21 protein-coding genes, 1 tRNA gene and 1 pseudogene are annotated in these 23,682 nt (G+C 61.7%); 13 read left to right on the top strand and 10 right to left on the bottom strand.

Features of this window, described 5'->3' with window-relative positions; all coding sequences use genetic code 11:
• Positions 1-444 precede the first annotated feature (444 nt).
• From V1283_RS12800 to V1283_RS12750, 11 genes are all read left to right on the top strand, one after another.
• On the top strand, positions 445-654 hold the full coding sequence (locus V1283_RS12800) for a hypothetical protein (RefSeq protein ID WP_334386845.1): 210 nt from the start codon (positions 445-447) through the stop codon (positions 652-654).
• Positions 655-663: 9 nt separating this feature from the next.
• On the top strand, positions 664-912 hold the full coding sequence (locus V1283_RS12795; RefSeq protein ID WP_334386844.1) for a hypothetical protein: 249 nt from the start codon (positions 664-666) through the stop codon (positions 910-912).
• 11 nt (positions 913-923) lie between these two features.
• The gene (locus tag V1283_RS12790; RefSeq protein ID WP_334386843.1) at positions 924-1,184 is read left to right on the top strand and encodes a hypothetical protein; all 261 of its coding nucleotides are present in this window, start codon (positions 924-926) and stop codon (positions 1,182-1,184) included.
• A gap of 265 nt (positions 1,185-1,449) precedes the next feature.
• Complete coding sequence (locus tag V1283_RS12785) at positions 1,450-2,370, top strand: DNA-processing protein DprA (protein ID WP_334386842.1); 921 nt, start codon at positions 1,450-1,452, stop codon at positions 2,368-2,370.
• Positions 2,342-2,989, top strand: coding sequence for a hypothetical protein (locus tag V1283_RS12780; RefSeq protein ID WP_334386841.1), 648 nt, complete (start codon positions 2,342-2,344; stop codon positions 2,987-2,989). The genes V1283_RS12785 and V1283_RS12780 overlap by 29 nt, the downstream gene beginning before the upstream one ends.
• A 297-nt stretch (positions 2,990-3,286) precedes the next feature.
• On the top strand, positions 3,287-4,996 hold the full coding sequence (locus tag V1283_RS12775) for an Eco57I restriction-modification methylase domain-containing protein (protein ID WP_334386840.1): 1,710 nt from the start codon (positions 3,287-3,289) through the stop codon (positions 4,994-4,996).
• 877 nt (positions 4,997-5,873) lie between these two features.
• Positions 5,874-7,214, top strand: a complete 1,341-nt coding sequence (locus tag V1283_RS12770) for a ThiF family adenylyltransferase (RefSeq protein WP_334386839.1) — start codon at positions 5,874-5,876, stop codon at positions 7,212-7,214.
• Between the two features lie 1,023 nt (positions 7,215-8,237).
• Complete coding sequence (locus V1283_RS12765; protein ID WP_334386838.1) at positions 8,238-8,522, top strand: helix-turn-helix transcriptional regulator; 285 nt, start codon at positions 8,238-8,240, stop codon at positions 8,520-8,522.
• Complete coding sequence (locus tag V1283_RS12760) at positions 8,509-9,690, top strand: hypothetical protein (RefSeq protein ID WP_334386837.1); 1,182 nt, start codon at positions 8,509-8,511, stop codon at positions 9,688-9,690. Before V1283_RS12765 ends, V1283_RS12760 begins: the two co-directional genes overlap by 14 nt.
• A 69-nt stretch (positions 9,691-9,759) precedes the next feature.
• Positions 9,760-10,523, top strand: a protein-coding gene (locus V1283_RS12755; RefSeq protein WP_334386836.1) for an IS5 family transposase whose coding sequence is annotated in 2 segments (ribosomal slippage) — positions 9,760-10,101 and positions 10,104-10,523 — 762 coding nt in all. Because the reading frame shifts where the segments join, the coding sequence is not laid out codon by codon here.
• A gap of 149 nt (positions 10,524-10,672) precedes the next feature.
• Positions 10,673-10,746, top strand: a tRNA-Gln gene (locus tag V1283_RS12750).
• Between the two features lie 35 nt (positions 10,747-10,781).
• Here the strand turns inward: V1283_RS12750 and V1283_RS12745 are convergent.
• From V1283_RS12745 to V1283_RS12710, 8 genes are all read right to left on the bottom strand, one after another.
• A complete protein-coding gene (locus V1283_RS12745; RefSeq protein ID WP_334386835.1) occupies positions 10,782-11,996 on the bottom strand; it encodes a cytochrome P450 in 1,215 nt (404 codons plus the stop codon).
• A 127-nt stretch (positions 11,997-12,123) separates the two neighbouring features.
• Positions 12,124-13,074 (bottom strand): catechol 2,3-dioxygenase, encoded by a 951-nt coding sequence (locus V1283_RS12740; protein WP_334386834.1) that lies wholly within the window; start codon positions 13,072-13,074, stop codon positions 12,124-12,126.
• 144 nt (positions 13,075-13,218) lie between these two features.
• A complete protein-coding gene (locus V1283_RS12735; protein ID WP_334393040.1) occupies positions 13,219-14,064 on the bottom strand; it encodes a hypothetical protein in 846 nt (281 codons plus the stop codon).
• Between the two features lie 7 nt (positions 14,065-14,071).
• Complete coding sequence (locus tag V1283_RS12730) at positions 14,072-14,764, bottom strand: 4-carboxy-4-hydroxy-2-oxoadipate aldolase/oxaloacetate decarboxylase (RefSeq protein WP_334386833.1); 693 nt, start codon at positions 14,762-14,764, stop codon at positions 14,072-14,074.
• Positions 14,761-15,486 carry a PIG-L deacetylase family protein gene (locus V1283_RS12725; RefSeq protein ID WP_334386832.1) on the bottom strand — a complete coding sequence of 242 codons (726 nt, stop codon included), beginning with the start codon at positions 15,484-15,486 and terminating at the stop codon, positions 14,761-14,763. Before V1283_RS12725 ends, V1283_RS12730 begins: the two co-directional genes overlap by 4 nt.
• Positions 15,487-15,541: 55 nt before the next feature.
• A complete protein-coding gene (locus V1283_RS12720) occupies positions 15,542-16,546 on the bottom strand; it encodes a Bug family tripartite tricarboxylate transporter substrate binding protein (protein ID WP_334386831.1) in 1,005 nt (334 codons plus the stop codon).
• A gap of 13 nt (positions 16,547-16,559) precedes the next feature.
• Positions 16,560-17,429, bottom strand: a complete 870-nt coding sequence (locus V1283_RS12715) for an amidohydrolase family protein (RefSeq protein ID WP_334386830.1) — start codon at positions 17,427-17,429, stop codon at positions 16,560-16,562.
• A 47-nt stretch (positions 17,430-17,476) separates the two neighbouring features.
• The gene (locus V1283_RS12710; RefSeq protein WP_334386829.1) at positions 17,477-18,208 is read right to left on the bottom strand and encodes a TetR/AcrR family transcriptional regulator; all 732 of its coding nucleotides are present in this window, start codon (positions 18,206-18,208) and stop codon (positions 17,477-17,479) included.
• Between the two features lie 119 nt (positions 18,209-18,327).
• Between V1283_RS12710 and V1283_RS12705 the strand changes: the two genes are divergently transcribed.
• Both V1283_RS12705 and V1283_RS12700 read left to right on the top strand, forming a co-directional pair.
• Complete coding sequence (locus tag V1283_RS12705; protein WP_334386828.1) at positions 18,328-19,128, top strand: transporter substrate-binding domain-containing protein; 801 nt, start codon at positions 18,328-18,330, stop codon at positions 19,126-19,128.
• 89 nt (positions 19,129-19,217) lie between these two features.
• Entirely contained in the window at positions 19,218-20,195 is a 978-nt protein-coding gene (locus V1283_RS12700; protein ID WP_334386827.1) for a tripartite tricarboxylate transporter substrate binding protein, read from the top strand.
• A 24-nt stretch (positions 20,196-20,219) separates the two neighbouring features.
• Here V1283_RS12700 and V1283_RS12695 read toward each other — a convergent pair whose 3' ends face one another.
• Complete coding sequence (locus V1283_RS12695; RefSeq protein WP_334386826.1) at positions 20,220-21,479, bottom strand: MFS transporter; 1,260 nt, start codon at positions 21,477-21,479, stop codon at positions 20,220-20,222.
• Between the two features lie 96 nt (positions 21,480-21,575).
• Positions 21,576-23,327: pseudogene (locus V1283_RS12690) on the bottom strand (EAL domain-containing protein); the annotation flags it as partial.
• Between the last annotated feature and the right edge of the window lie 355 nt (positions 23,328-23,682).

The following is a 23,682-nucleotide window of genomic DNA, read 5'->3' as shown; positions in this document are numbered from 1 at the left end:
GTCATTTTTTTTCAAGTTGATCGTTGAGTTCTATCCGTCCCGACAGGATCTTTGGGAGAAGGCGATCACGCTCTTCCCGCCGCTTTGCGCGCGAATGTCGGTGTCCTCCAGGGCGACGTGATACGGCGATCGGCCCGCCAGCGAGGCCCGCCCCCACGCGCCTAAAAGCCCTGACGCTGCATCATGAACTGGCGAGGCTGATAGCCTTTCCGATCCGGCGCGCTTCCTCCGAGGTGAGTTTGCTGGCGCTGACGCTGTAACGTTGCTTGTCATCGCGGCAAAGAGCCAAGGCCATCGTGACGCCGCTGGCGTCTTGGACAGTGTAGCACTCCGAATTCTCCCGGATCAGGGTCCAGGGCGGCTTGAAACGACGGGTTGACCGGCTTGACTCCATGAGAACAAAATAGGAACATAGTCGCCAGCCGGTCAACCGGGAACAGCGTCATGTCCGCGGATTCACAGCCGAAAGCACAGGACGCGGACGGGCTGGAGGCTGCGGTAGATCAAGCCATCGCGGCGTGCGGCGGCGACATGCGGTCCGCGATCCGGGCGTTGATCGTCGCGAATGAATATTTGGAATCCGAGGTGAGCGAACTGATGAAGGCCGTTTCACACGCCTACGTGCGCGGGCGGTTTCAGACCTATTCCGGCTAGGAGCGAATCGTGACGGAAGTAACCTACTTCGTGGCGCTGCCCTTTATCGCGGCCGACGATGGCATTGCGGCCGGCGAACCAACCGAATGCCTGAACCCAGTCGCGGTGGTCATGCGCGCGGAAGCTTTGTCGCGCAAGCCGGGCCATGTAGGAGCTGTGGCCTTCAGCCGGACCGGAGATCCCGCGACGGGCGATTTCGGCGATGCAAAGGTCATCAAGAAGTTCGGCGACGTGCCGGACGATCTGAGTGCGTTGTAGAGGAGCACACCATGGCGGAAGACGAAGAAACAGCGACGGCGCGCTACATCGCCAGCAATGTATCCACGCAATTGATGCTGAAAACGATGTTCGAGATCATCGCCACGATGGCGGACGATCCGGACGGCTATCGTTCGGATATGAGGGCACAACTGCTGGACATAGCGGGTACCATGCCATTGGCGCCGATGGCCGCGGCGCGAGAAAGGAAGGTCCGTGCCTTCGTCAAGGAGACGGTCGGCAATCTGTTAATCAACCAACGGCCCAACTAGTCAAGGCGCGGACTCATTGGCGAAGGTCGAGCGATGAGACTCGCCGTCGTCAGCTAGGGAGCTGAACGAAGTCGCCAGCGAAATGCTGGGGCGACCTTTGTGTCAATCCAATTTGGTCCCTTACAGACATACAAATTCAAGTGAAAACAGTCTGTTAGGCATTTGTGCTAGGTTGGCTGATGGAACATAAGTCGCGCTGGAAAGTCGTCAAAAGGCAGGGTTTGCTATTCCCGAATCGCCGTACGAAGATGACTATAGGAAACCGATGAACGCCGCACTTCTTGCAAAATCTGATGACGGTCCTGCCGTCGCGCCGATCTCGCCTCTATGTGAGCTCGGTGCATACGAAGAGCTTTGGCTTCAAAAAGGCGCGACGTTCAAATCGATAGCTGACAAGTTCGCCGCCGATCCAACGGCGGTGCCCTCCGACTTTGTGTCGCCGACCGTGGCTCACGGACGTGCTCGGGAGGTTGTGCGGCGTCTGTCGAAGGCTGGCGTTTCCCGTTTCGGCGTTCGAATACATCATGCAGGCAATTATCCGCAGAAACTGCGTGATGCTCGATATCCGATTGAGATGCTGTATTTCCAAGGCACGTGGGAGCTTACCGAAACCCGCTCTGTTGCTGTTGTCGGTAGTCGCGATGCAACTGAAGAAGGGAAACGTCGCGCCGGCAGAATTGCACGCGAACTCGTGGCCAAAGGGTTCACAGTCGTTTCTGGGCTCGCAAATGGGATTGACACTGCGGCGCATACCGCGGCGATCGAAGCAGGCGGCCGCACGATCGCAGTGATCGGAACTCCGATCGGCGTTTCATACCCAAAAGAGAACGAAGATCTACAACGTCGAATTGCGACAAACCATCTTCTGATCTCGCAAGTGCCAGTATTGCGGTATGCAAATCAGCATGTACCTCAGAACAAGCTCTTTTTTCCCGCGCGCAATGTCACCATGAGCGCTCTCACAGAGGCGACGGTGATAGTAGAAGCAAGTGACACCAGCGGCACACTCACGCAGGCGCGAGCTGCGTTGCAGCAAGGACGCAAGCTATTCATTCTCGATTCTTGTTTTGCGAGGAATGACATTTCCTGGCCTACCAATTACGAGAGCAAAGGCGCGATCCGCGTTAAAGAACCGTCAGATATTTGGAAGGCCCTCGGTGCCAACGGTCCGCTTTCGAAAGATTGATGATACGAATCTACCGGACCACTACTACCTGACGTCTGACGACGTTTGCTTCTTTTTATATGAATACACCGCCGGCGCTGGCTATGACGGCGAAGCCAACCAACTCATCTACAATCTGAAAAAGAAAAGGGGTGCCGGCGGTTATCAATATAAGGCAGGCGCCATCGAGCGCTGCGCCGCAGATATGGGGCCAGCACTCAATCCGAAATGGATGGAAGAGGCAGTGCTGGTGCCAACACCGCCATCGAAGATAAAGACCGATCCTGCATATGACGATCGCATAACGCGTATTTGCAACGCGATAAAATCAACAGCAACGGTCGATGTCCGCGAGCTTGTTGTTCAGACCCAATCAACCGACGCTGTTCACGAAGGTGAGCGGCTAACGCCCGACCAATTAAAAGCGATCTACCAGATCGACGAATCCTTATGCGGGCCCGGCGACCCAAAGTACATTGGCGTCGTGGACGACATGCTAACGGCTGGTGCCCATTTCAGGGCGATGAAGGACACGCTCCAGGCGCGCTTCCCAACAACCAAGATCTCCGGCATCTTTGTGACGCGTCGAGCTATTCCGAATCCGTTTGAAGATGTGAGCATTGAAGACTTGCTGAAATAGGCGGTGTCAACCGAACCTCGCATGACAGTTTATACGCTGGGCGATACATGACGTCCGCTAGCGGCCGCAGATTCGAGCGCGGTGATGATGCGACGGATTCCAACCATTTCCGTGTCCCCTTTTTATGTTGAAAGCTATGGCTCTTCGAAGGTGCTCATTGACGCCTTCCACGCCGTCTGAAGCAATCCTTGGCACGAGCATTTCGCGAGTTAAGCGCCGAGTTGCATTTCGGGTAAAACACAATTTTTGTTGTGTCCTTATTTCGGCGCAGGCGCTAGAGTTGGATCGGGGTGGGATGTGACGGGCGCTGCAAAAAGCAATCAGACGGCGGTAGCCGCCGCAAATGACGTGCGAGCCGCGCTCAGGTCGGCGATCGCTGGCATCGAGGCATCTTTCAATTCCATCGAGAAGTTGCAACCCCGTACGCGGCTCTCGCTCGCCTTGTCGCTGCTGGACGGCTTTTCGCAAACCGGCACGAAATTCGCGAAAGCGACGGAAAATCTCTCGCAGGTGCTCGCCCTTCTCGATATTGACGAGAGGCACTACTGGATCAGCACGTTCTACACCCTGCTCATCCACACGTCCTTGCGGCGAGAAAAGGCGACCTGTTTCACTCCGCCGGCAATCGTTCGTCATCTTATTCAAAGATCTGAGCTGGCTGGGCTCGATCTCACGAAGGCCCGAATAATCGACCCGGCCGCGGGAGGAGCGGCCTTCGTATCCAGCATTGCCGGGAGAATGGTTCAGCTTGGCTGTCACGTTCGGGACATACGGACGCGTCTCACCGGAATCGAGATCGATCCGCATCTCGCGCTCCTGGGAGATGCCCTCGTCTGCGACCGCCTCGGCGAACCGTTCGACCGCAAAGCTCAAAAAGCCATATTGAGGGTCGGAGACTCGCTGCGGTTGGGCCAAAATCCGATCCGACATGACGCGGTTTTCGTCAACCCGCCCTACGGCAGGATTCTAAATGCAAACTCCGAATTCGTACCCGACTGGGACGCCGTCTCCGCTCCCGGACACATAAATCGCTACGCTCTTTTCATCGACCTCGCATTCCGTCTCGTGAAGCCAGGAGGGTTGGTCGCGGTCGTCTCACCATCGAGCTTCCTCTCCGGCGGCTTGTTCGCGCGTTTGCGGGAAAGCATTAGGTCGCGGGCCGAGGTGCTGCGTGTCGATATCCTCGAAAGACAGGACGTCTTCCACGATGTCCAACAGGATACATGCGTGTCGCTCTTCCGGGCAAAGGCGCCTGGCGCCGCCAAGCTTTTTGTTCCGTCATGCGGTCGGATAGACAGCGAATGGCGGTTCAGCGAAAGTGGAATAATCTCCGCGCCGGGCACGGCACAGACCTCTCCATGGATTATACCGGATCAGACCGGAGACGACCGCGGCGCAATGGACAGATGCGTATCGCGGTTGTCCGACTACGGCGTAACGCCAAGGGCTGGATACTTCGTCTGGAACCGCGAGGAGCACCGTCTCAGTCGCGGAGCCAGAAAGCCTGGCGCCTATCCGCTCTTCTGGGCGAAGAACATACGCCCCGGAAAGCAGTGCCATCCCACCAGCAAGACCCATCGCGGCGTCGATTTCGTAACTTTTGAAGTGCCCACCGCCGGCATTGTCCGGACGCCGTCGATAATTCTTCAGCGAACAACCAACAGCAAACAGGCCAAAAGACTGGTTGCCGCCGTCATTCCCAGGAAGGTCGTCAAGAAGTATCGCGGCTTTGTAACAGAGAACCATACTATCCTGCTGACACCCAACGGCGGACGTCCCGCGCTCAAGCTGCTGTGCAAACTCCTGAACAGTGCCGCCGTCGACCGACGCTATCGTCGTATTGGCGGCTCGACGAGCATCTCAGTTGGTTCGCTGAAGAACCTGCCGTTGCCGGATCCGAGCTGCCTCCAAACCGCCATGAGCCGGCTCGCGGACTTTGAGGAGGCCGTCGAGTTGGCATACGCGTTGTCCGCCGCCGCCTCGATGCGAGCGAAGGCTGCAGCGTGAAGAACCATCGTATCAATTCCCCCGGTCAGGGCACTCGAAGTCTGGATCCCGCGGAGAGGCAGGCCCAGCAGAGAGCTCATGCTGATCGAGCCCGTACCCTGCTCGCGGCCGCGAGCAAGAAAGCCCGGGAAACGTCCACGCTGGAGCGGCCGGGAATTTCCACGGCGACTCGCACGCGTTTCGCCATCCGCGCGAAGCCGTCGGAATGGCTTTTCGCAGACGCGGGCCGCGCGGTGATCGATGCTATCTTTGAATGCATCAAGGACGGAAGCGACCGGGTCGTTATGACGTGGCCAGAGCCGCCGGGCGGCGCATTCGTCGCGGCGTGCGTCGCGCTTCGCGAAGCCCGTGGGATGGGTCATCTCGCGCACGCCAGCTTCGCATACTGGCCGTGGCGCGATGGGGCGACCTGGGCCGCACGGCTGGTCCTTGTCAATCCTTCTGACATCGCGGCGGCGGCGAGATCAGCAATCAACGATGCGCATTCCAAGGACTGGAAAAGAACCGATCTCGCGCACAACTCGCTCGAAATGATCGAGATAAGGCTGCGCGATCTGGACTTGCAGATGGCGGCCTCGCCTGGACGCCCGCCTTCGGACGCCAGCATCATCGTGAGAAGTCCGACGGTCCTTGAGACGACCGCGGTCTTCGCACCCGTAACGTCCAAGGCCGCTCCGCCCTACGGACCGTCCGCGGACAAAATCCTGCGGCGGGTCCGCCGACATACGTTCCTCGGGGAGAGGAATGCGGGGCTGGGCGACCGTTTCGATCATGTGGGCGATCCGATGAAAACGCCATTCGCGCTTCTCGGTCTACCTCCAGCAAAGCGTGCCGAAGAACTTGCCCGCTTCGTACCGCAAACGGCACCGAGATCGCGTTGGCGGCGTTGCGGCTACTGGTCAGGACCTGTCGCAACGTAACTGTCGCGCTTCCTGGGGAGTGCGGCGGCCTGCGGACCGAACTGGAGCGCCTCGCGCGAGAGACCGCCATCACGCCGGTGAACTTCCGCGACGACGTCGTCGCCGAAGCTTTCGATACGATCTTGTCTGTCGGAACTCAGGCGCGATGCGACCTGCCTTGGACCGTGGTGAACTCGAACGGATGGCGGGCAAGGGTCTCCTCGACCGGGCAGCGCCTCGCTGCCGACTGCTCCCAAACCAATCCGATTGGTGCACTCGGCGCCGCATGTCTCGGCGTGACGGAGGTGTTCAAGCGCCTCATCGCCCTGAAGGAGGGCAAGGGTGAGCTCCTCGACGGCCTGTCGTTTTCGTTCTGGACCTATACATCCGTCGGCGACGATCCAGGGCCGCCGCTGCCCGACCACCTGACGGTGAGCGACCTTCTGCTGGTCGGCGGCGGCGCGATCGGCAACGGGATCGCGTATCTGCTCGCCCGTCTGCCGATCACGGGCCGGGCGGTCGTCGTCGACCGTCAGGACTATGGCGAGGAGAACTGGGGCACGTGCATTTGCCTGCCCGCGAGCGGCTTCATCGGCCCGAAGGCGAACTTCATGGCGAAACTGCTGAAGGAAAAGTTCGATTCCCAGCCCCGGCACACGGAGGTGCAAACGCTGGCCAAGGAATTCGGCGCGACCCTGCCCTACCCGACGGTCGCGCTGAACGGGCTTGACAACATCGAGGCCCGTCACGAGGTCCAGCGGCTTTGGCCCGATCTCGTGATCGACGGCGCCATCGGCAGCGACCTGAGCTGCCAGGTGAGCTGCCATCCCTGGGGCGAGGACGTTGCCTGCCTCATGTGCCTATTCCGGCAGCCGACGACGCGATCCGAAACCATTGCGAGCCGGGCCACCGGATTGGGGGAAGCGGTCGTCGGCGATGGCGAAGCCGCGGTCACGCTGGCGCACGTTGACGCGGCGCCGGAGGATAAGAAGGCGTGGCTCGCCGCGCGCCTTGGGCGCAAGATCTGTTCGGTCGTATCGGAGGGCGTCGCCCAAGCTCTGTCCGACGAGAACCAAGAGAAGGGATTCGCTCCGTCGGTCCCATTCGTCGCATGCTTCAGTGCCTGCATGATCGCAACCGAATTCGTCCGTCACCTGAGTGAGGGACGTGCCGAGCCTGCACCGAGATATGCGCTCAACCTGCTCTGGGGGCCGCAGCGGGGAACCGATTTTCCCGAGGCTCGGCATGCCAATTGTTTCTGCGTCGAACGCGCTCCGTTGATCGACAAGGCGAGAGCGCGGCGCAAAGGCACGGCTTGATTCCTTCCGGCGCCGGCGTCGGCTGGTGCGTTTGTCGCCACGGCACTTGTCGTAGTCGAATCCCACGTGATGAGAAGGTCGTGGAGCGGCACCTCGCGGCGCGGAGAGAGAGGGTTTCGCCCCCGCCCCTGCGAGCCGTGATCTGGCGCGAGTTGTGGCGGTCGCCATCGATCCACGATCACAATTGATTCATCGCGTCGTCTCCGCCTCCGCCGATTTTACGCCGCGACTTTCCTCCTGCCGCTTCCACGGCGCTTCCACGAGCGAAATTTCCAGCTAAATTGGGAGCAGCAAAAAGCCCTCGAAAACGATGCGTTCTCAAGGGCTTAAGACTTGGTTGCGGGGATAGGATTTGAACCTATGACCTTCAGGTTATGAGCCTGACGGGCTTGCTGCGACGCCGTCAATAGCGATCGCCCTTGCACCATCGAGACACACAGAGCGCGCAGAACCGCATGGCGGTCTGGTTGCAGGTTCGAGTGCTTTCCAAACCAACAACGAAATCGATAGCTGTCCAGAGCACTGTTTGCGGTCGCGGTGGGCTCTCGCCCCAAGTATCGGGAAGGCGCCTTCATTGTCAGAGCGGGCTGCGTGCATCGCCCCTTGCGCCGAAAAATTCGACAATCAAAAACCGCGGGCAGCTTCTCTCCTTTTTGTTCGCCGTGGCACCCAATCGTACGATTAGTTTATAGCCGCCGTTCCACTCTAGGCGTCACCTGAGCATGATGCTCGGGATGATCAACACGTCCGACATTTTTTCGATTAGCGAAAACGCAAGTGCAGGTACCTCGTCCGGTCGCAGGTGACCTGAGCGTGATCGCTGGGGACAACTCCTCGCCAAGTTTGCGATCTTCTACAGGGATGCAAGAGAGTCCTACGACTCCGCAAGTGTTCCCGTACATCCCATCGCTGGACAGGATGGGCCGCAAAGGCCAGCCCTGCGCGGTGCTGGTGCGCGACAAGATGACAACCATGCCAAGGCCGCCGAAAAGGTGGCCAACCCTCCGGTAAGCTCGAATGACAATGCGCAAGACGGACAACTTGCTTCGGGGCGATCGGACGCCGGCCTATGTCGACCGGGAAACCGGAGCGGCCGAATTGCTAATTTCGACGGACACTTGGGATCAATGGGTGAAGGAGGGTCGCCTGCCCCCACCGTGCGACACGTTCCCTTCGGGCACCCCCCGCTGGCGCTGGGAAGACGTAGACCGTAAGCTGTCCGGCAAGAAGGCGGCGGACACCGATGCGGCCGTATTGGGGGCAGCGAACTTTGGCAAGAAAAAGGGAATCCGGCGTGACGCTGCCTGAGGGCGTTGAGAAGACCAGCGTTCGCAAGCCGAACGGCAAGGTCTACACGTACTATTATTGGAATCCCGGACGCGGCACCGATCGCGAGGGAGAGCGCATCAAACTACCGCACGCCGACACTCAGCCGGTGGCATTTTGGGCCGAAGTCGAGCGTCGCAAAAAATCGGAACCGACAACATATCCGCCAGGCTCCATCGGCGATCTCATTGCGCGCTACCGCCGCAGCGACGAGTTCACGCGACTATCGGAAGGCACCCGATCGAATTACGAAGTGACCATGCGTCGCTTCGAGTCGCATGATACCTGGGGCATGGTGGCCGTCAAAGACCTGACGCCGCTCGCAGCTCAAACTGCGCGCGATGCCATGAAGGAAACGCCGGTGATGGCAAACCAGATGCTGTCGGTCGGGCGCACGATCTGGGATTGGGCCATCCCCCTCGACCTCGCTAAAATCAATCCATTCGACAAGGTGAAGGACTTCGACATCCCCGATCGCGGGCATGTGCCGTGGCCGTCCTGGGTGATCGATCACGTTCGCGCGCACGCGTGGCCAGACCTGGTCCGCATGACGCGGCTCGGGGTTATGACCTGCCAGCGCGGAAGCGATCTGATCCGCATGGGTCCGGAGCATCGCGATCGCAACGGCCTATGGTGCCGGCCAAAGAAAACCCGCAAGCGCCGGCGCGCCTTCCACATTCCGCTTGCCACTGCCGACGCGCTCGAACTCGACCGCTGGGCCGAAACGCCGGTGACGTTCACGAACTCCCGCTGGCTGAAGCCGATCGATCGTTTCCGCAAGGATCTGTATCTCTACTCTCCCAAGGGCGCGCAATACACGGCCGACGGTCTTCGCGCGCGCTGGGGGCGATGGCTCGCCGATACACCCGAAGGCCGCGTCATTTGCCGCCGCTGGAAAGAATGGGTTGGCGCCCAGGTCAAGAAATACGATTGGGACATCGATCCTGATGACGCCGACCATCCGACCATCCATGGGCTGCGCGGGACCGGAATCCTCGCCCGCTCCGAGGAAGGCTATGAGGTCGACCAGATCGCCAACGATATCGGCATGTCCCGCCAGAACGTCGAGCATTACATGCGGTTCCGCGATCAGATGAAGGTCGGCGCCGACGGCCAAAAACGGCTTCGTCTTGTGAACAAGGAGGACTAGGTGGTGTGGACTCTAAGGATTCCCTTTTAGGAGCAAATCAGATTCAAGACTGCTTTTGGGGAGGCAGTCTTGGGTGTGAAGAACCGTTTGGTTTTGAGCGACGCGGCGTGGGAGCGGATGGCGCCGCTGATTATCGGTCGACCCGACCAGAAGGGTTCGACCGGCCGCGACAACCGAATGTTCGTGGAAGGCGTGCTGTGGATCGTGCGCACAGGCTCTCCCTGGCGTGATCTTCCGGAGGCGTTCGGGGATTGGAACAGCGTGTTCCGGCGCATCAGTCGATGGAGTATCAAGGGTGTTTGGTGGCGCATCTTCGAGGCGATGTCCGATGATCCGGACTTCGAATATCTGATCGTCGATTCCACCATCGTCCGGGCGCATCAACACGCCGCCGGGGCGAAAAAAGGGGGCCTGAAGATCAGGCGATCGGTCGCTCGCGCGGCGGCTTGAGCACCAAGATACATATGGTCGTTCGCGGCTTGGGATGCCCCGTGCGGTTCACGCTTACCGCAGGTCAGAAGGGCGATGCACCGCAAGCCGCCGCACTGATCGAGGGATTACCCGCCGAGGTCGTCATGGCCGATACAGCCTATGACGCCGATCACTTGCGCCAAGCCATCGCCGCCAAGGGGGCGCTCGTCGTCATCCCCAACAACCCGTCACGTGCGCTCAAATATCCGCTCGACAAGCATCTCTATGCCCAGCGCCATCTCGTCGAATGCTGCTTCTCAAAGCTCAAGCAGTTCCGACGGGTCGCAACCCGCTTCGAAAAAACCGCCCGAAATTACCGAGCCGTCATCACTCTCGCGGCAATCGTCTTATGGATGAGATAAGTGTCCACACCACCTAGAGCCTAACAAAGGAAGACTAGACCGCGAACGCAGGCCCGGCTATATGGGCCCTGCAAATCGCCGGGTTTGCAAAACTCTTGGCCCTGATTGCAAAACTTCCAAAAAAAGTTATGCGAAATCAGTGCCTTAGGTGGGGAATGGTGTAACGGTAGCACAACAGACTCTGACTCTGTTTGTCTAGGTTCGAATCCTAGTTCCCCAGCCAGACTCCTCGGCCCTTCTCCCCTAACCGCAGCCTCGTCAAATACCCGCCACAACCGGCAGCTCCGCGATCATGCGAATACCGGGCCGCCTCCGCCAATGAATGTGCGACGGCTCCACCGCCAGCGCGAGTTTGGGCCAGCGCGTGAACAGCGCCTGCAGCGCGCAAATCGCTTCGATCCGCGCGAGCTGGTGGCCGAGGCAGAAATGAATGCCCGTCCCGAACGCAAGATGCCGGTTCGGCCGCCGCTCGAGATCGAGGCGTTCGGGACACTCGTTCGCGTCGGAGTCCAGGTTGGCGGCGACGATCATCGCCATCACCCTGTCGCCCTTCTTCAGTTTCACACCATCGAGATCGACGTCCTGGCGCACGTAGCGCGGTTTCGAGAATTGCACCGGCGAGACGAAGCGCAAAAATTCTTCCACCGCCAACCCGGCGCGGCTCCAGTCTGCCGTTAGCCAATCGCGCCGCTCCGGGTCCTTCAGCAGTTCGAACACCGACCCGCTGATCAGATGGGTCGTGGTCTCGGAACCAGCCCCCAACAGCAGAAACACCATCGAGACCATTTCGTCCGGCGTGATACGTCCGCCCTCCTGCTCGACGCGCACGAGTTCCACGATCAATCCTTCGCTGCCCTCTTCACGGGCGATCCGCAGGCGTTCTTTCAGATAGCGCCGCATCTTGATGAGGCCGCCAATCAGCCGCAGAAAGCCGAATGCATTGGTGAGATGCGCCATCGAATTGGCCCAGGCGATGAATTTCGGCCGATCCGCCGGCGGCAGACCGAGCAGCTCGCAGATTACAGATAGCGGCAATATCCGCGCATAACGCTGCACCAGATCGGCAGGGCTTCCCGCCGCAAACAATTCATCGGCGAGACGATCGGCGATGGCGCGGATACGCGGCTCCATGTCGAGCACCGCGCGCCGGCGGAACGCCTCGTCGACGATACTTCGCAGCCGCGTGTGGTCCGGCTCGTCCATCGTCAGCATGTTATTGGCGAATGTCGCGATGAATTTCTGCATCCACCAGGGCAGGCCGACGAGCACCCCGCCCTCCCTGCGCAGCGAGAAGAGCGTGCTGTCCTTCAGCACCCGCGCCGCCGCCTCGTAGGTCGTGGTGACCCAGACCCGCCCTACGATCGGGAATCTCGTCGCGACGGCGGGACCGATCGCGCGCAGCTGCGCGACGCCGGCCTGCGGATCACGAAAAAACGCCTCGCTGGTGAAATCGAAATCCACATGCTGTGCCATCGCGCCGTTCCACACTGCCGCTTCGCCACCCGATCAAGATGGTGCGCGACGGTGCAGCCGCAAGGCTGGCGCTTTCGATCGCCCCCGCTGTAATTTTGTCGTGATCGGTGGCCCAGGAGCGCGCCTCTCACACCGGCGGCGTGCCGTGGGTATGGAACGACTCGATCGTCTTCAGCCCCCACGCCTGGCCCTTCTTGCGCTCTTCCTCGGTCCAGACGATCGGCTTCCAGTCGGGCGCGAGAATGAGGCGGGCGCCGGCGTTGGCGACTTCGACGCGGTTGCCGCCGGGCTCGTAGACGTAGAGGAAGAAGGTCTGCTGGATCGCGTGCTTGTGCGGGCCGGTCTCGATGTGGACGCCGTTCTCCAGGAATATATCGGCGGCGCGCAAAATCTCTTCGCGGCTGTCGAGCGCGTAGGTGACGTGGTGGAAACGGCCGGTCTTGCCGTAATGATCGCGGGTATAGGCGAAGTCGTAGCTCTTGTTCGACATCGTCATCCACATCGCGGCTTCCGTACCGTCGTTGAGCACAATCTGCTCGGTGGTGCGCAGGCCCAGATAGTTTTCGAAGAACAGACGGTTGGCCCTGATGTCGACGGCGAGGCAATTGAGGTGGTCGAGCCGGCGGACGTTGACGCCGCGCGCCGGAAACCGCTGCGCCTGGTTTTTCAGCGCCGGCTTGAGCTCGGGCGGTGGCTGATACCACTCGGTCTCATAGTAGAGTTCAACGATATGCCCATCGGGGTCGCGGCAGCGGAACGCCGGCCCCTGCCCCATGTCGCCGTCAACCCAGCCGATGTCGAAGCCCGAGCCCTTCAGCGCAGCAACACGGCGCTCCAGCGCCTGCGGGCTGCGGGCCCGTAGCGCCATGTGCTCCATACCTGACGTTTTTGAAGCCGTCAGCTTGAGCGAATAGCGCTCGTAATCGTCCCAGCCGCGCAGATAAACCGACTCGCCCTTCCGGCCGCTGACCGTCATGCCCATGACGTCGACGAAGAATTTCAGGCTCTCGTCCGGCTTCGGCGTCAGCAATTCCATGTGGCCGAGATGGGCGAGATCGAAAATCGGCTCTGTTGTCATTGTGTTGCTCCTGATCGCTAAAACTCTCAGTCGTCATCCCCGCGAAAGCGGGGATCCAGTACGCTGCGGCTTCTCGGTCAAGCACAGCCGTCTCTGGAATACTGGATCGCCCGCCTTCGCGGGCGACGACAGCCGTGCAGATGGCTACCTGAGTGCCCGCGTCACGTCATCGAACAGTTCGGCCACGCTGAACGCGCGCGGAATGAGCTTTTGCTGCGCGGCATAATCGATGATCAGCTCCAGCGAACGCTGCATCGCGTCCCGGCTGAAGCGGGTGGCAGCCGGCGCGGCCGCGGCCGATGCAGCTAGCAGGCGATGAACCTCGCCTACGACATCCGGATGCCGGTCGGACAATTCCTGGCTCACTACCACCACATGGTTGACCGGCACCACCTTGTGCTTCGCAAACCACGCCTCTTCCTCGGCCGCGACATCGGCGAACAGCGGACTCAAATCCGGATGATCCGATTTCTCGCCCAGCACCGCATCAAGCTCGCCGTCGACCAGCATCTGCACGATCTGCTTGCCCGCGCCCGCCCGCTTGGTCGTATCGACGAATTCGGCGACATGCGCGTCCTCGAACGTCACCCAGTCGATCGAATCGAGATCGACGTCATAATCATTGGCGAGGATGCCACGCAGCCAGGCGCCGGTCGTGGTGGTGAAGGAGCGGATGCCGACGCGCTTGCCGTTGAGGTCACGCGGCGCGAGCTTTCCCGCCTTCGCATTGTAGAGTGCGTGCCCATGTTGAAACCGCGCCAGCACCACATCCGGCAGCAGCACCATCGGCTTGCCGAACGATTTTGCCATCAGGTAGGTAACGATCGCCATCTCGGAGACGTCGAACGCCCCTTCGCGGACCATCGGCTTGAAACCTTTGTTGGTCGGCGAATATTGCGCGAAATCGAACTCGACCAGATCCGATTTAACGGACCCATTCTTGAGCGCGGTCGTGCCGGGATGGTCACCGAGCAAGGTGCGCAGGCGCATCACCACCTCAGTCTTCCTCCAGCTTGTCGACATAGATGAGACCGGCCTTCGCCAGCGGCTCCCGCATATTGTACATGTCGAGGCCGAGCACGCCGGCGGCGAGCTTTTGACGCTTGCCGTCTTCGTCGGCGACGCGCTTCTCGCCCTTGGCGGCGACATCGGCGGCGTCCTTGCGCCCGATGACCACGACGCCGTCATCGTCGGCAACGACCACATCGCCCGGCACGACGTTGATCCCGGCGCAAACCACGGGAACATTGACGGCACCTAATGTCGCCTTGACCGTGCCCTTGGCCGAGATCGCCTTCGACCACACCGGAAAATCCATCTCGCGAAGCGATTTGGCATCGCGAACGCCGGCGTCGATGACGAGCCCCTTGACGCCGCGCGCCATCAGCGAAGTGGCCAGCAGATCGCCGAACATCCCGTCGGTGTTATCGGTGGTGCAGCCGACCACCAGGATATCGCCGGGCTGGCACTGCTCCACGGCCACATGGATCATCCAGTTATCGCCGGGCTGCGCCAGCACGGTCACGGCGGTACCGGATGCTTCAGCCCCGCTCCACACGGGACGCAGATAGGGCTTCATCAGCCCGAAGCGGCCATACGCTTCGTGCGCGGTTGCGACGCCGAGCGCGCCCAGCCGTTTGACGAGTTCGGCCTCTGTTCGCTTGATGTTGCGGACGACGACGGTCTTCATGCCAGTTCCTCCATCGCCATCGGGAACAGCCGCTGATAGGCCTCGCCATAGGTCATCGGCTTGCCCGTATTGCGGCCGCCCTGCACGCCCCGCTGCAGCGCAACCCGCTCATAATACGCCCACAGATGCTTTTGCGCGGCGAGAATCTCAAACGTCTTGCGCTTGATCTCCCAGACTTCGTCGATGTTGAGGATCACTTGCGGCTTGAAATTGCACATCTCCGGCTGGTGCGGCTCGAACAAAAATACCGGCGGCGCGGAATAGGTGTATTTGGCGCCGGGCTTGTGGCCCATCGCCTGCGCGACCACGCGGGTTTCCTGGGCAAAATGGGCGGCATTCGGATGATCGAAATTATAGGGATCCTCCAGCGCATGCGTCAGCACGAAGGATGGGTTCAGTTCGCGGTAGATATCGACCATGCGGTCGAAATGCGCTTCCGTCAGCCGCAACGGATAGTCGCCCGCGTCGAAGAATTCGATTTCCGCGCCCAGCATGTCAGCCGCGCGCTGCGCCTCGTCGCGGCGGCCAGCCTTGACCTTCTCCATCGTCGCGCCCGCCTCCTTCCAGGCGAACTGGCTTTCGCCACGCTCGCCGAACGACAGGCAGGCGATCTTGACGCGATAACCCTTCTTCACATGCAGCGCGATCGCGCCGCCCGCGCGCCAGACAAAATCGCCGGGATGCGCCGTGACCACCAGGCCCGTTTTGCCAGCATTGCTCATGATCGGGATTTCCTCCTTCGCTTGTTACGCATGGCCGGCCGCACCGGCCGCGCGACTATTGTTTGGCAATTCCTGCCCGCTCGATCACTTGGGCCCATTTGTCGATATCGGCCTTCAGCCGATCGCGGATTTCCTCGGGCGAAGAGGCCTTGGCCTCGATGCCGAGATCGAGCGCGCGCTTCTTCAAGTCCGGCATCTCGAGCACCTCGCGCAGCGCGGCGTTGAGCGTCGCGATCACCGCCGGCGGTGTGCCCTTGGGCGCAAAGATCGCGTTCCAGGACCGCGCCTCGAAATCGCCGCCGCCCGCTTCCTTCACCGTCGGCACCTCAGGCAGGAATGTGGTGCGGATCGTACCCGAAGACGACACCGCAATGGCTGCCTTGTCGGCAACATGCGATTGCACCGCCGTGTAATTTTCGATCGCCATCTGGATATCGCCCCGCAGCAGCGCGATCAGCACATCCGGCGAACTGCGGAATGGCACGATGGTGACATCGACCCCGGCGGTCGATTTGAACAATTGCGCCGCGAGGTTCTGGGTCGACCCGACGTTGATGGTGCCGACATTGAGCGTGCCGGGCTTTGCCTTGGCCGACTTGATGAATTCAGCCAGCGTCGGATATGGCGAGCCGGCTTGCGTGACGAAGATGAAGTCGAAATAGCCCATGCTCGAAACCGGAACGAAATCGGTCACCGGATTGAAGCCAAGGTTTTTGAACAGCGATACCGAGATGGCGGTGCCATTGGAAAACAGCGCCAGCGTATAGCCATCGGCAGGTGCCGACAGCACGGCGCGCGCGGCATTGATGCCGCCGGCGCCCGCCATGTTCTCGATGACGAAGCGCTGGCCGAGCTTTTCGCCGAGTTTTTCGGTAACGAGCCGCGCCGTGACGTCGGCAACGCCCCCCGCGCCGAACGGCAGGATCAGCCGCACCGGCCGGCTCGGATAGTTTTGCGCGTGGGCGATTTGCGGCAGGAACAATGCCGCCGCCAACGCAGCCATCCCGGCGAACGACGCAAGGCGCCAGCTCAGTGCGTATCGCACGCATTTGTCCGCCATCGCACAAGCTCCTTCAAAACTCAAACAGCCGCGCCGGATTGTCGACCAGGATCTTCTGCTGCAGTTCGGGCTCCGGTGCAAACAGAGGAATGAGGTCAACCAGATCACCGTCATTGGGCATCACCTTGACGTTGGGGTGCGGCCAGTCGGTCCCCCAGATCACGCGATCGGGCGCGGTTTCGATAATACGCCGCGCGAACGGCACCGCGTCGTGGAACGGCGGTCCGCCCGAAGACACCCGCTCGCAGCCGCACACCTTGACCCAGCATTTCTCGTCCCGCGTCATCAGCTCAATCAGCGTCCGGAACGGAAGCTGGTCGAGACCGTCGGATGCCTTGATGCGTCCCATGTGATCGATGGTGTAGCGAACCGGCAATTTTGCCAGCATCTCGGCATATTCAGGCAGGTCGATCGCATCGAAATGCAGATCGATGTGCCAGCCGAGCGGCGCGACCATCGCCACAATGCGGTGGAAGGCCCTCATGTCGGGCACGCCGCCGAGATGGCGTACGAAGTTGAAGCGGCAGCCGCGGAAACCGCCTTCGTGCAGCTCGCGAAGGCCGCGCTCGGTAATGCTATCGTCGATATTGGCGACGGCGCGAAAAGTGCCGTCGCTGACCGCGATGGCATCGAGCGCCACGCGGTTATCGGTGCCATGCACGCTGGCATTGACGATGACGGCGCGGCCGATCCCGAGCTTCTTGTGCAGCGCCCGGAAATCTTCGAGCGGCGCATCGGGCGGCGTATAGGGCCGTCCCGGCGCATAAGGGTACTTGTCGCCGGGGCCAAAGATGTGGGTATGCGCGTCACATGCCAGAGCCGGGAGTTTGAATTTCGGCGTTCGCGTATCGGGATCTGGTCCAGGAATCGTCGGCTTGTGCATGGTGCCTTCAGCAGTGTTTTGGTCGCGCTGTATAATTTCCGCGATACCTAGTTGGCCGGATTTTCTTTCCGCTTTGCGACGACGCCCTTTGCGGACGGCTGAGCCGGCTTCGCCTGGGGTGACCCGGCTCCGCTGTTGATGTGATCAACGTCAGCCGCCTGCAACGAGGCGACCGTCGACGCGACGAGTTGCTCGATCGCTTCCGCCATATCGGCACCGTCGGCTTCGCCGCGCGACAGCCGCGTGACCCGCTCCGGGCTGACGAGGGTATAATAGAGTGCGCCGAGCAGGAACTGCGAACGCCACACGATCGTCGTCCGCGGTAGATGCGGCAGGCTTTCCTCGATCGCCTCGATAAAGGCGTTGGTGGTATCGTCGAAGATCTCCGCGATGATGCGCCCCACCACGGCGTTGCCTTCCGCCGACATCACGGCGCGCAGCCGCGTGAAGCGCGCCCCGCCCCCGGCTAGGTCGCTGCTGGATGAAAACGCCGGCTGCACATAGGCCCGCACGATTGCTTCCAGCCGATCCTGAACGTCGCGCACGCGCTTTGCCGCCACCAGCAACTCGATGCGGCGCTTGTTCATGGGACCGCAATGGCGCTTGTAGATTTCGAGCAGCAAGCCGTCCTTGCTCTTGAAATGATAGGTGATGCTGCCCGGATTGGCGCCGGCTTCCAGCGCGATGTCGCGGATCGACACGGCATTGAAGCCGTGCGTCGAGAACAACAGTTCGGCCGCGCTCAGGATGGCTTCCCGCATGTTGGGATTTCGCGTCATGGGATTAGCTTTCCGCTCTCGACTTTTGTACGTTTGTACAAAATATCAGGTCCAGTCAACAAACATCTGGGGTCGCACCGCCCTCGCGACTGGACGGAATGACAAGGGAGAGCCGCCGGATGCGCCGGATTATCGTTGCCTTTCTGATCGTTGCCGGCGCGCTGGCCTGGCGCGCCGTCGGTCCCGCCATCGCGACCGATCTGGAACCACGCCTGATACTGGCGCCATCGGGCGTATTGCGGGCCGGACTCTATCCGGGCACGCCGACCTCGATCCTGCCGGGTGCCGGATCGGGCGAGCCGCGCGGCGTCGGCTACGATCTCGGCAAGGAGCTCGCGCGGCGGCTCGGCGTCCCCTATGAGCCGGTCGTGTTCGCCAAAAACGCCGAAGTCCTCGCCGCCGTCAAAAGCGGAGAGGTCGATGTCGCCTTCACCAATGCGACGGCGGTGCGGGCGCGCGACATGGACTTCGGCCCGCCCTTTCTGGAAATCGAGCTCGGCTATCTCGTCCCGCGCGGATCCGCGCTGACAACGCCGGCGGAGGTGGATACGCCGGGATTGCGTGTCGGCGTGACCGCGGGCAGTTCCTCCGACGCCGCCCTTTCGCGCGACTTCAAGCACGCCCAGATCGTTCGCGCCGCCACCTTCGATGTCGCCATCGAGATGATGTCGACCGGCGCGATCAATGCTTACGCAACCAACAAGGCCGCGCTGTTCGAAATGGCGGAGAAATTGCCGGGGTCGAAAGTTCTCGAAGGCCGCTGGGGGATCGAGCGGCACGCCATCGCCATTCCCAAAGGACGCGAGCAGGCAATGGCTTTCATCCGGCAGTTCACGAACGAAGTGAAGTCGGAAGGCGTGGTCGGCGCCGCGATCGAACGCGCCGGATTGCGCGGCGCCATGATTTCGGCTGCGGAGTAGCGATGCCCCGTCACGAACAACCACGCGCGAACCAGCAACGACGCATGAATTTCTCAAATGATACGCCCAACACGGAAGGATTTCGCCTCATGCCCTCACGCCGAACGATCATCCGCAGCATTGCCGTCGCCGCACTATTTACGTTGGTCGGCACGAACGTTTATGCGGAGCCGTTTCCGACCAGGCCCGTGCGCATCCTGGTGCCTTACGCCGCCGGCGGCGCCGTCGACGTGCTGGCGCGCACGCTCGGACAATCGCTGTCGAAAACCTGGGGGCAGCAGCCGGTGATCGAAAATCGTCCGGGCGCCGGCGGGATCATCGCGTCGCAGGCGCTTACGCAATCCGCACCGGATGGCTACACGCTGATCCTGGTGGCGAGCGGCCATCCGCTGAACCAGTTCTTCTATCTAAAACTGCCCTACGACACCTTCAAGGATTTTACGGCGATCAGCGAGGTGGCCTATTCGCCGCTGGCGATCGTGGTGTCGAAGAACAGCCCGATAAAGAATCTCGGGGAGTTGCTGGCGACCGCGCGCGCAAAGCCAGAATCATTATCGTACGGCATGTCCGGCAACGGCACCTCGGCCCATCTCGCCGGCGAGCTTCTCAACTACATGGCCAAGGTGAAGATCCAGTCGATCCCCTACAAGGGCGGCGCCCCTGCCCTCACCGCCGTCATATCAGGCGAGATTCCGATGAGCGTCAATCCGCTGCCCGAGGTGGTCGGCCAGCTCGAAGGCAATGCGGTGCGCGCGCTTGCGGTGACGACGGCCCAGCGCTCGAAGGCATTGCCCGACGTTCCCACCGTCGCGGAAGCTGGCGTCCCCGGCTATGACGCCTCGGTCTGGTGGGGTTTTCTCGGCCCCGCCGGCATGGCACCTGACCTGGTCGCAAAAATTCACGACGACCTTGCCGCCGCGCTGAAGGATCCGGTGGTCCTGACCGCGCTGGAAAAGATGGGCGCCACGCCGGTCGGCAGTTCGCTCGGGGATTTCGACGCCTTCATGCGCGCTGAAGCCGCGAAGTGGGAGCCGGTGCTGAAGGAAGCGAACATCAAGATGCAGTGAGACATTGCCCGGACGCCAGTCAACTCACCGCGCGTTCGCCGGCGCGTGCGCGTGCCAGAGGTCAGCGCGCCAGTGCAGTATGACCGCCAGCATCAAGGTGAGGCCGGCCGCCGCGTAGAGTGTTCCGGTCGCCGCAAATCCGATCTCGTCGATCAGGCTGCCGGCGGCCAATAGCCCGATCGGCAGCCCATAGATCACCATCATGCGCACGCCCATCACCCGGCCGCGGAAATTCTCGCTCGCGGTCCGCATCAGGATGACGGCGATCGAGATCATGGCGAGGCTTTGCGAAAAGCCCGCCACCACCAGGCACGCAATCGCGGTCGGCACCGTCTGCATCTGCACGAAGATCAGCAAGGTCGCGTACCAGACGACGGTGGCGCCGATCATCAGCCGCGCCACCCGGATATCGCGGATCAGGCTCAGCACGATCGAACCGGCCAGCGAGCCGATCGCGAAACTCGCCGACAGATATCCAAGCCCGGTCTGGTTGGTGCCGTAGATCGCCCTGGCGATGTAGGGCAGCAGACCATTCGTGAGCGGATAGGCCGTCAGGTTGGCGAGGAACGCCACCCACAGCGCGGCCAGCATCCGCGGCGTGGTCCAGACATAGGCCACCCCTTCCTTGAGGTCGCGCAGCGGCGAGCGCTGCAACGCCTCGCTGGCAGCCTCGCCCGCCGCATGCGGTTTTGCCGGGGCCACGATGCACAGCGTCAGCGCGGTCGCGGTAATATAAAGACAGACGATCGCCACATAGGCCGGGCCCATGCCAAGCGCGGCAAACAATCCGGCGCCGCTTAGCGCGCCGGCGATACGCGCGGTATCCATCGTGGTGCGCGAGATGCTGATCGCCCCGATCAACTGGCCATGCGGCATGATGGTCGCGACCAAAGCGCCGCGCACGCCAAGGTCCGATGGCCGGACGATGCCCATCACGGCCGCGATCATGAACACATAGAGCGGCGCAAGGTGGCCGGACAGCGCCAGCGTCATCAACACCGCCGCCAGCACCGCGTAGGTCGCACGCATCACCGCCAGGAGATCGCGGTGACCGATCCGATCGCCGACGACGCCGAACATCGGCGCTACCAGCGTACCGACATAGCCGAGCGAGGCAAACAAGGTGAGCAACAGCACCGATCCAGTCTCGACCAGCACATACCAGCCGAGAATGAGCGTTTCCATCTCGAACGCCCACGAGGTGAGCAGATCGGCGGGCCATTGAAAACGGTAATTCCTGACATGGAATGGTGCGAGCGCGGAAGGCGGCGCCGGCTCGCTCAAGATGCGTTGTCGCGATTCATCGCGGTCCACCCCGCCCTGTTTCTTGTTATGCAGAACTGGATAGCAAGCCGCGCCCGGCGTTTCAAGCAGCCGACGTCAAGCAGCGGACATGGCCCTGCCGCGGTGCGAGAGCAGCAGCCGCCTCACTTCGGCGGCCGGTATCGCGGGGCTGAATAGATAGCCCTGCATCTCGGTGCAGCCGAGGATGTACAGCAGATTCCGCTGCTGCTCGGTTTCGACCCCCTCCGCCGTCGTCGTCATGTCGCTGGCGGCCGCGATGTTCACCACGGCCTGTACGATCGACGATGACGCGCCGGGACCGGCGATGTCCCGGATGAAGGAGCGATCGATCTTGATCTTGTCGAACGGGAAACGCTGCAGGTAGCTGAGCGAGGAATAGCCGGTGCCGAAATCATCCAGCGCGATCCGGACACCCAGCTTGCGCAACTGGTGCAGCATGTCGAGCGCCGCCTCGTCATCGCGAATGAGCACGGCCTCGGTGATCTCAAGCTCCAGCCTGCTGGCGGGAAGGCCGCACGCCGCGAGCGCCGCCGCCACATTCAAGGCCAGCGACGGGCTCCTGAACTGCACCGGCGAAACGTTGACCGCGACGCTAACATGATCCGGCCAGGTGACGGCCTCGGCACAGGCGGTCTTGAGCACCCACAGGCCGAGCTGATTGATCAGGCCGCTGTCTTCCGCGATCGGGATGAATTCCGCCGGCGAGATCATGCCGCGTTCGGGATGCCGCCACCGCAGCAGCGCCTCGCAGGATGAGACCTTGCCGTCCTCGAGATTGATCACCGGCTGATAGTAGGTCTCGAGGCTGCCGTCGCTGATCGCCTGACGCAGCTCGAGCTCCAGGCTTCGCCGCGCCCTGGCGCGCTGATCCATGCCGGCCTCGAAGAAGCGATAGGTCCGCCGTCCGTCGCCCTTGGCGCCGTAGAGCGCAAGGTCCGCATTCTTCAACAACTGATCGAGGTCCACCCCGTCGCCAGGGGCAAGCGCTATGCCGATACTGGCATCGGTGGTGATCAGATGCCCCATGCATTCCAGCGGCTGCCTGATCGCCGAATGGATGTCATCAACGAGCCGAGTGGTTTCCGACCGGTCCTTGATAGCGGTCTGGATGACGGCGAACTCGTCGCCGCCGAGCCGGGCCGCCACATCGGTTTCGTTGAGACAACCGCGCAGACGCTCGGCGACACCCTTGAGCAGCTCATCGCCGATCGGATGGCCGAGCGCATCGTTGACGCTCTTGAACTCGTCGATGTCGATATAGAGCACCGCCAGTTGCTCGCCCGGCCGTATCGCCTTGAGCGACTGTTCGAGCCGCTCGCGGAACAGGATCCGGTTCGGCAGGTCGGTCAACCCGTCGTAATGCGCCAGATGCGCGATCTTCTCGTCCGCGCGCTGGCGAGCGGTGATGTCCTCGATGGTCGCGACCCACCCGCCGCCCTTCAGCGGCCGGTTGATGATTTCGATCGCCCGGCCACCCGGCGCTTCCGTGAGCTGCCGCGTCGCCTTGCCGAGCGAAACCGTTTGGATGATCGCGTTGCAGAATTCATCGACGTCGCCATCGAACGATCCGGTTTCTTTCCGGTGGGCGATCAGCCGCTGCATGGTGCAGCCGGGCCTGGCCACGTCGGGCGACAGTCCAAACATGTCCAGATAGGGCTGGTTGCAGATGATGATCCGCGCGGATGCATCATAGAGCACAAGGCCTTGCGGGATGTTGTTCACGGCAATCGAAAGCTGGCGCCGCTCGGCCGCTAGCCGCCGGTCGGTCAACCGGTCACGCCGCAGCAGCAGTCCGGCGACCAGCGCAAGGACGGCGACGAGCGCGAGCAGGAGACGTTCGCGAAGGCTCCATCCCGAGGTCGCGATGTCGCCGACAACCGCCGTCGCGAGCAGCACGCAGCATACCGCAAGCCACGTGATTGCTCCGGCCCTCTCCACAGGGCCGGCAGAATCGGCCGACATTTGCTGGTCGCTGTCGATGTCCACCCGAGGTGCCTCCCCGCGCATGCCCCGCCAAGATTTCCCGGTTTGGCGACAGGTCCTGCGCCAGATGAAAATTGGCGTGCGACGGAACCCGGACCTCCCGAACGCACCCCTGCGATAATGTTACGCAGCACTGATGGAAGCCGCGTTACAACTTGCGGTTAGCGATCGGTTACCGAGCACACGTGCCGGCGCCAAT

Source organism: Bradyrhizobium sp. AZCC 2262, from assembly GCF_036924535.1.
Classification (GTDB): Bacteria; Pseudomonadota; Alphaproteobacteria; order Rhizobiales; family Xanthobacteraceae; genus Bradyrhizobium.
The sequence above is the reverse complement of the archived record's forward strand: the minus strand, read 5'-3'. Positions and strand labels throughout refer to the sequence as shown.

What these genes read in the sequence shown, in the direction of transcription:
- V1283_RS12710 (WP_334386829.1), bottom strand. Translation starts at nt 18,208, where the DNA reads ATGACGCGAAATCCCAACATGCGGGAAGCCATCCTGAGCGCGGCCGAA.
- V1283_RS12765 (WP_334386838.1), top strand. Translation starts at nt 8,238, where the DNA reads ATGCGCAAGACGGACAACTTGCTTCGGGGCGATCGGACGCCGGCCTAT.
- V1283_RS12745 (WP_334386835.1), bottom strand. Translation starts at nt 11,996, where the DNA reads ATGGCACAGCATGTGGATTTCGATTTCACCAGCGAGGCGTTTTTTCGT.
- V1283_RS12730 (WP_334386833.1), bottom strand. Translation starts at nt 14,764, where the DNA reads ATGAAGACCGTCGTCGTCCGCAACATCAAGCGAACAGAGGCCGAACTC.
- V1283_RS12740 (WP_334386834.1), bottom strand. Translation starts at nt 13,074, where the DNA reads ATGACAACAGAGCCGATTTTCGATCTCGCCCATCTCGGCCACATGGAA.
- V1283_RS12720 (WP_334386831.1), bottom strand. Translation starts at nt 16,546, where the DNA reads ATGGCGGACAAATGCGTGCGATACGCACTGAGCTGGCGCCTTGCGTCG.
- V1283_RS12700 (WP_334386827.1), top strand. Translation starts at nt 19,218, where the DNA reads ATGCCCTCACGCCGAACGATCATCCGCAGCATTGCCGTCGCCGCACTA.
- V1283_RS12800 (WP_334386845.1), top strand. Translation starts at nt 445, where the DNA reads ATGTCCGCGGATTCACAGCCGAAAGCACAGGACGCGGACGGGCTGGAG.
- V1283_RS12735 (WP_334393040.1), bottom strand. Translation starts at nt 14,064, where the DNA reads ATGCGCCTGCGCACCTTGCTCGGTGACCATCCCGGCACGACCGCGCTC.
- V1283_RS12790 (WP_334386843.1), top strand. Translation starts at nt 924, where the DNA reads ATGGCGGAAGACGAAGAAACAGCGACGGCGCGCTACATCGCCAGCAAT.
- V1283_RS12725 (WP_334386832.1), bottom strand. Translation starts at nt 15,486, where the DNA reads ATGAGCAATGCTGGCAAAACGGGCCTGGTGGTCACGGCGCATCCCGGC.
- V1283_RS12785 (WP_334386842.1), top strand. Translation starts at nt 1,450, where the DNA reads ATGAACGCCGCACTTCTTGCAAAATCTGATGACGGTCCTGCCGTCGCG.
- V1283_RS12705 (WP_334386828.1), top strand. Translation starts at nt 18,328, where the DNA reads ATGCGCCGGATTATCGTTGCCTTTCTGATCGTTGCCGGCGCGCTGGCC.
- V1283_RS12715 (WP_334386830.1), bottom strand. Translation starts at nt 17,429, where the DNA reads ATGCACAAGCCGACGATTCCTGGACCAGATCCCGATACGCGAACGCCG.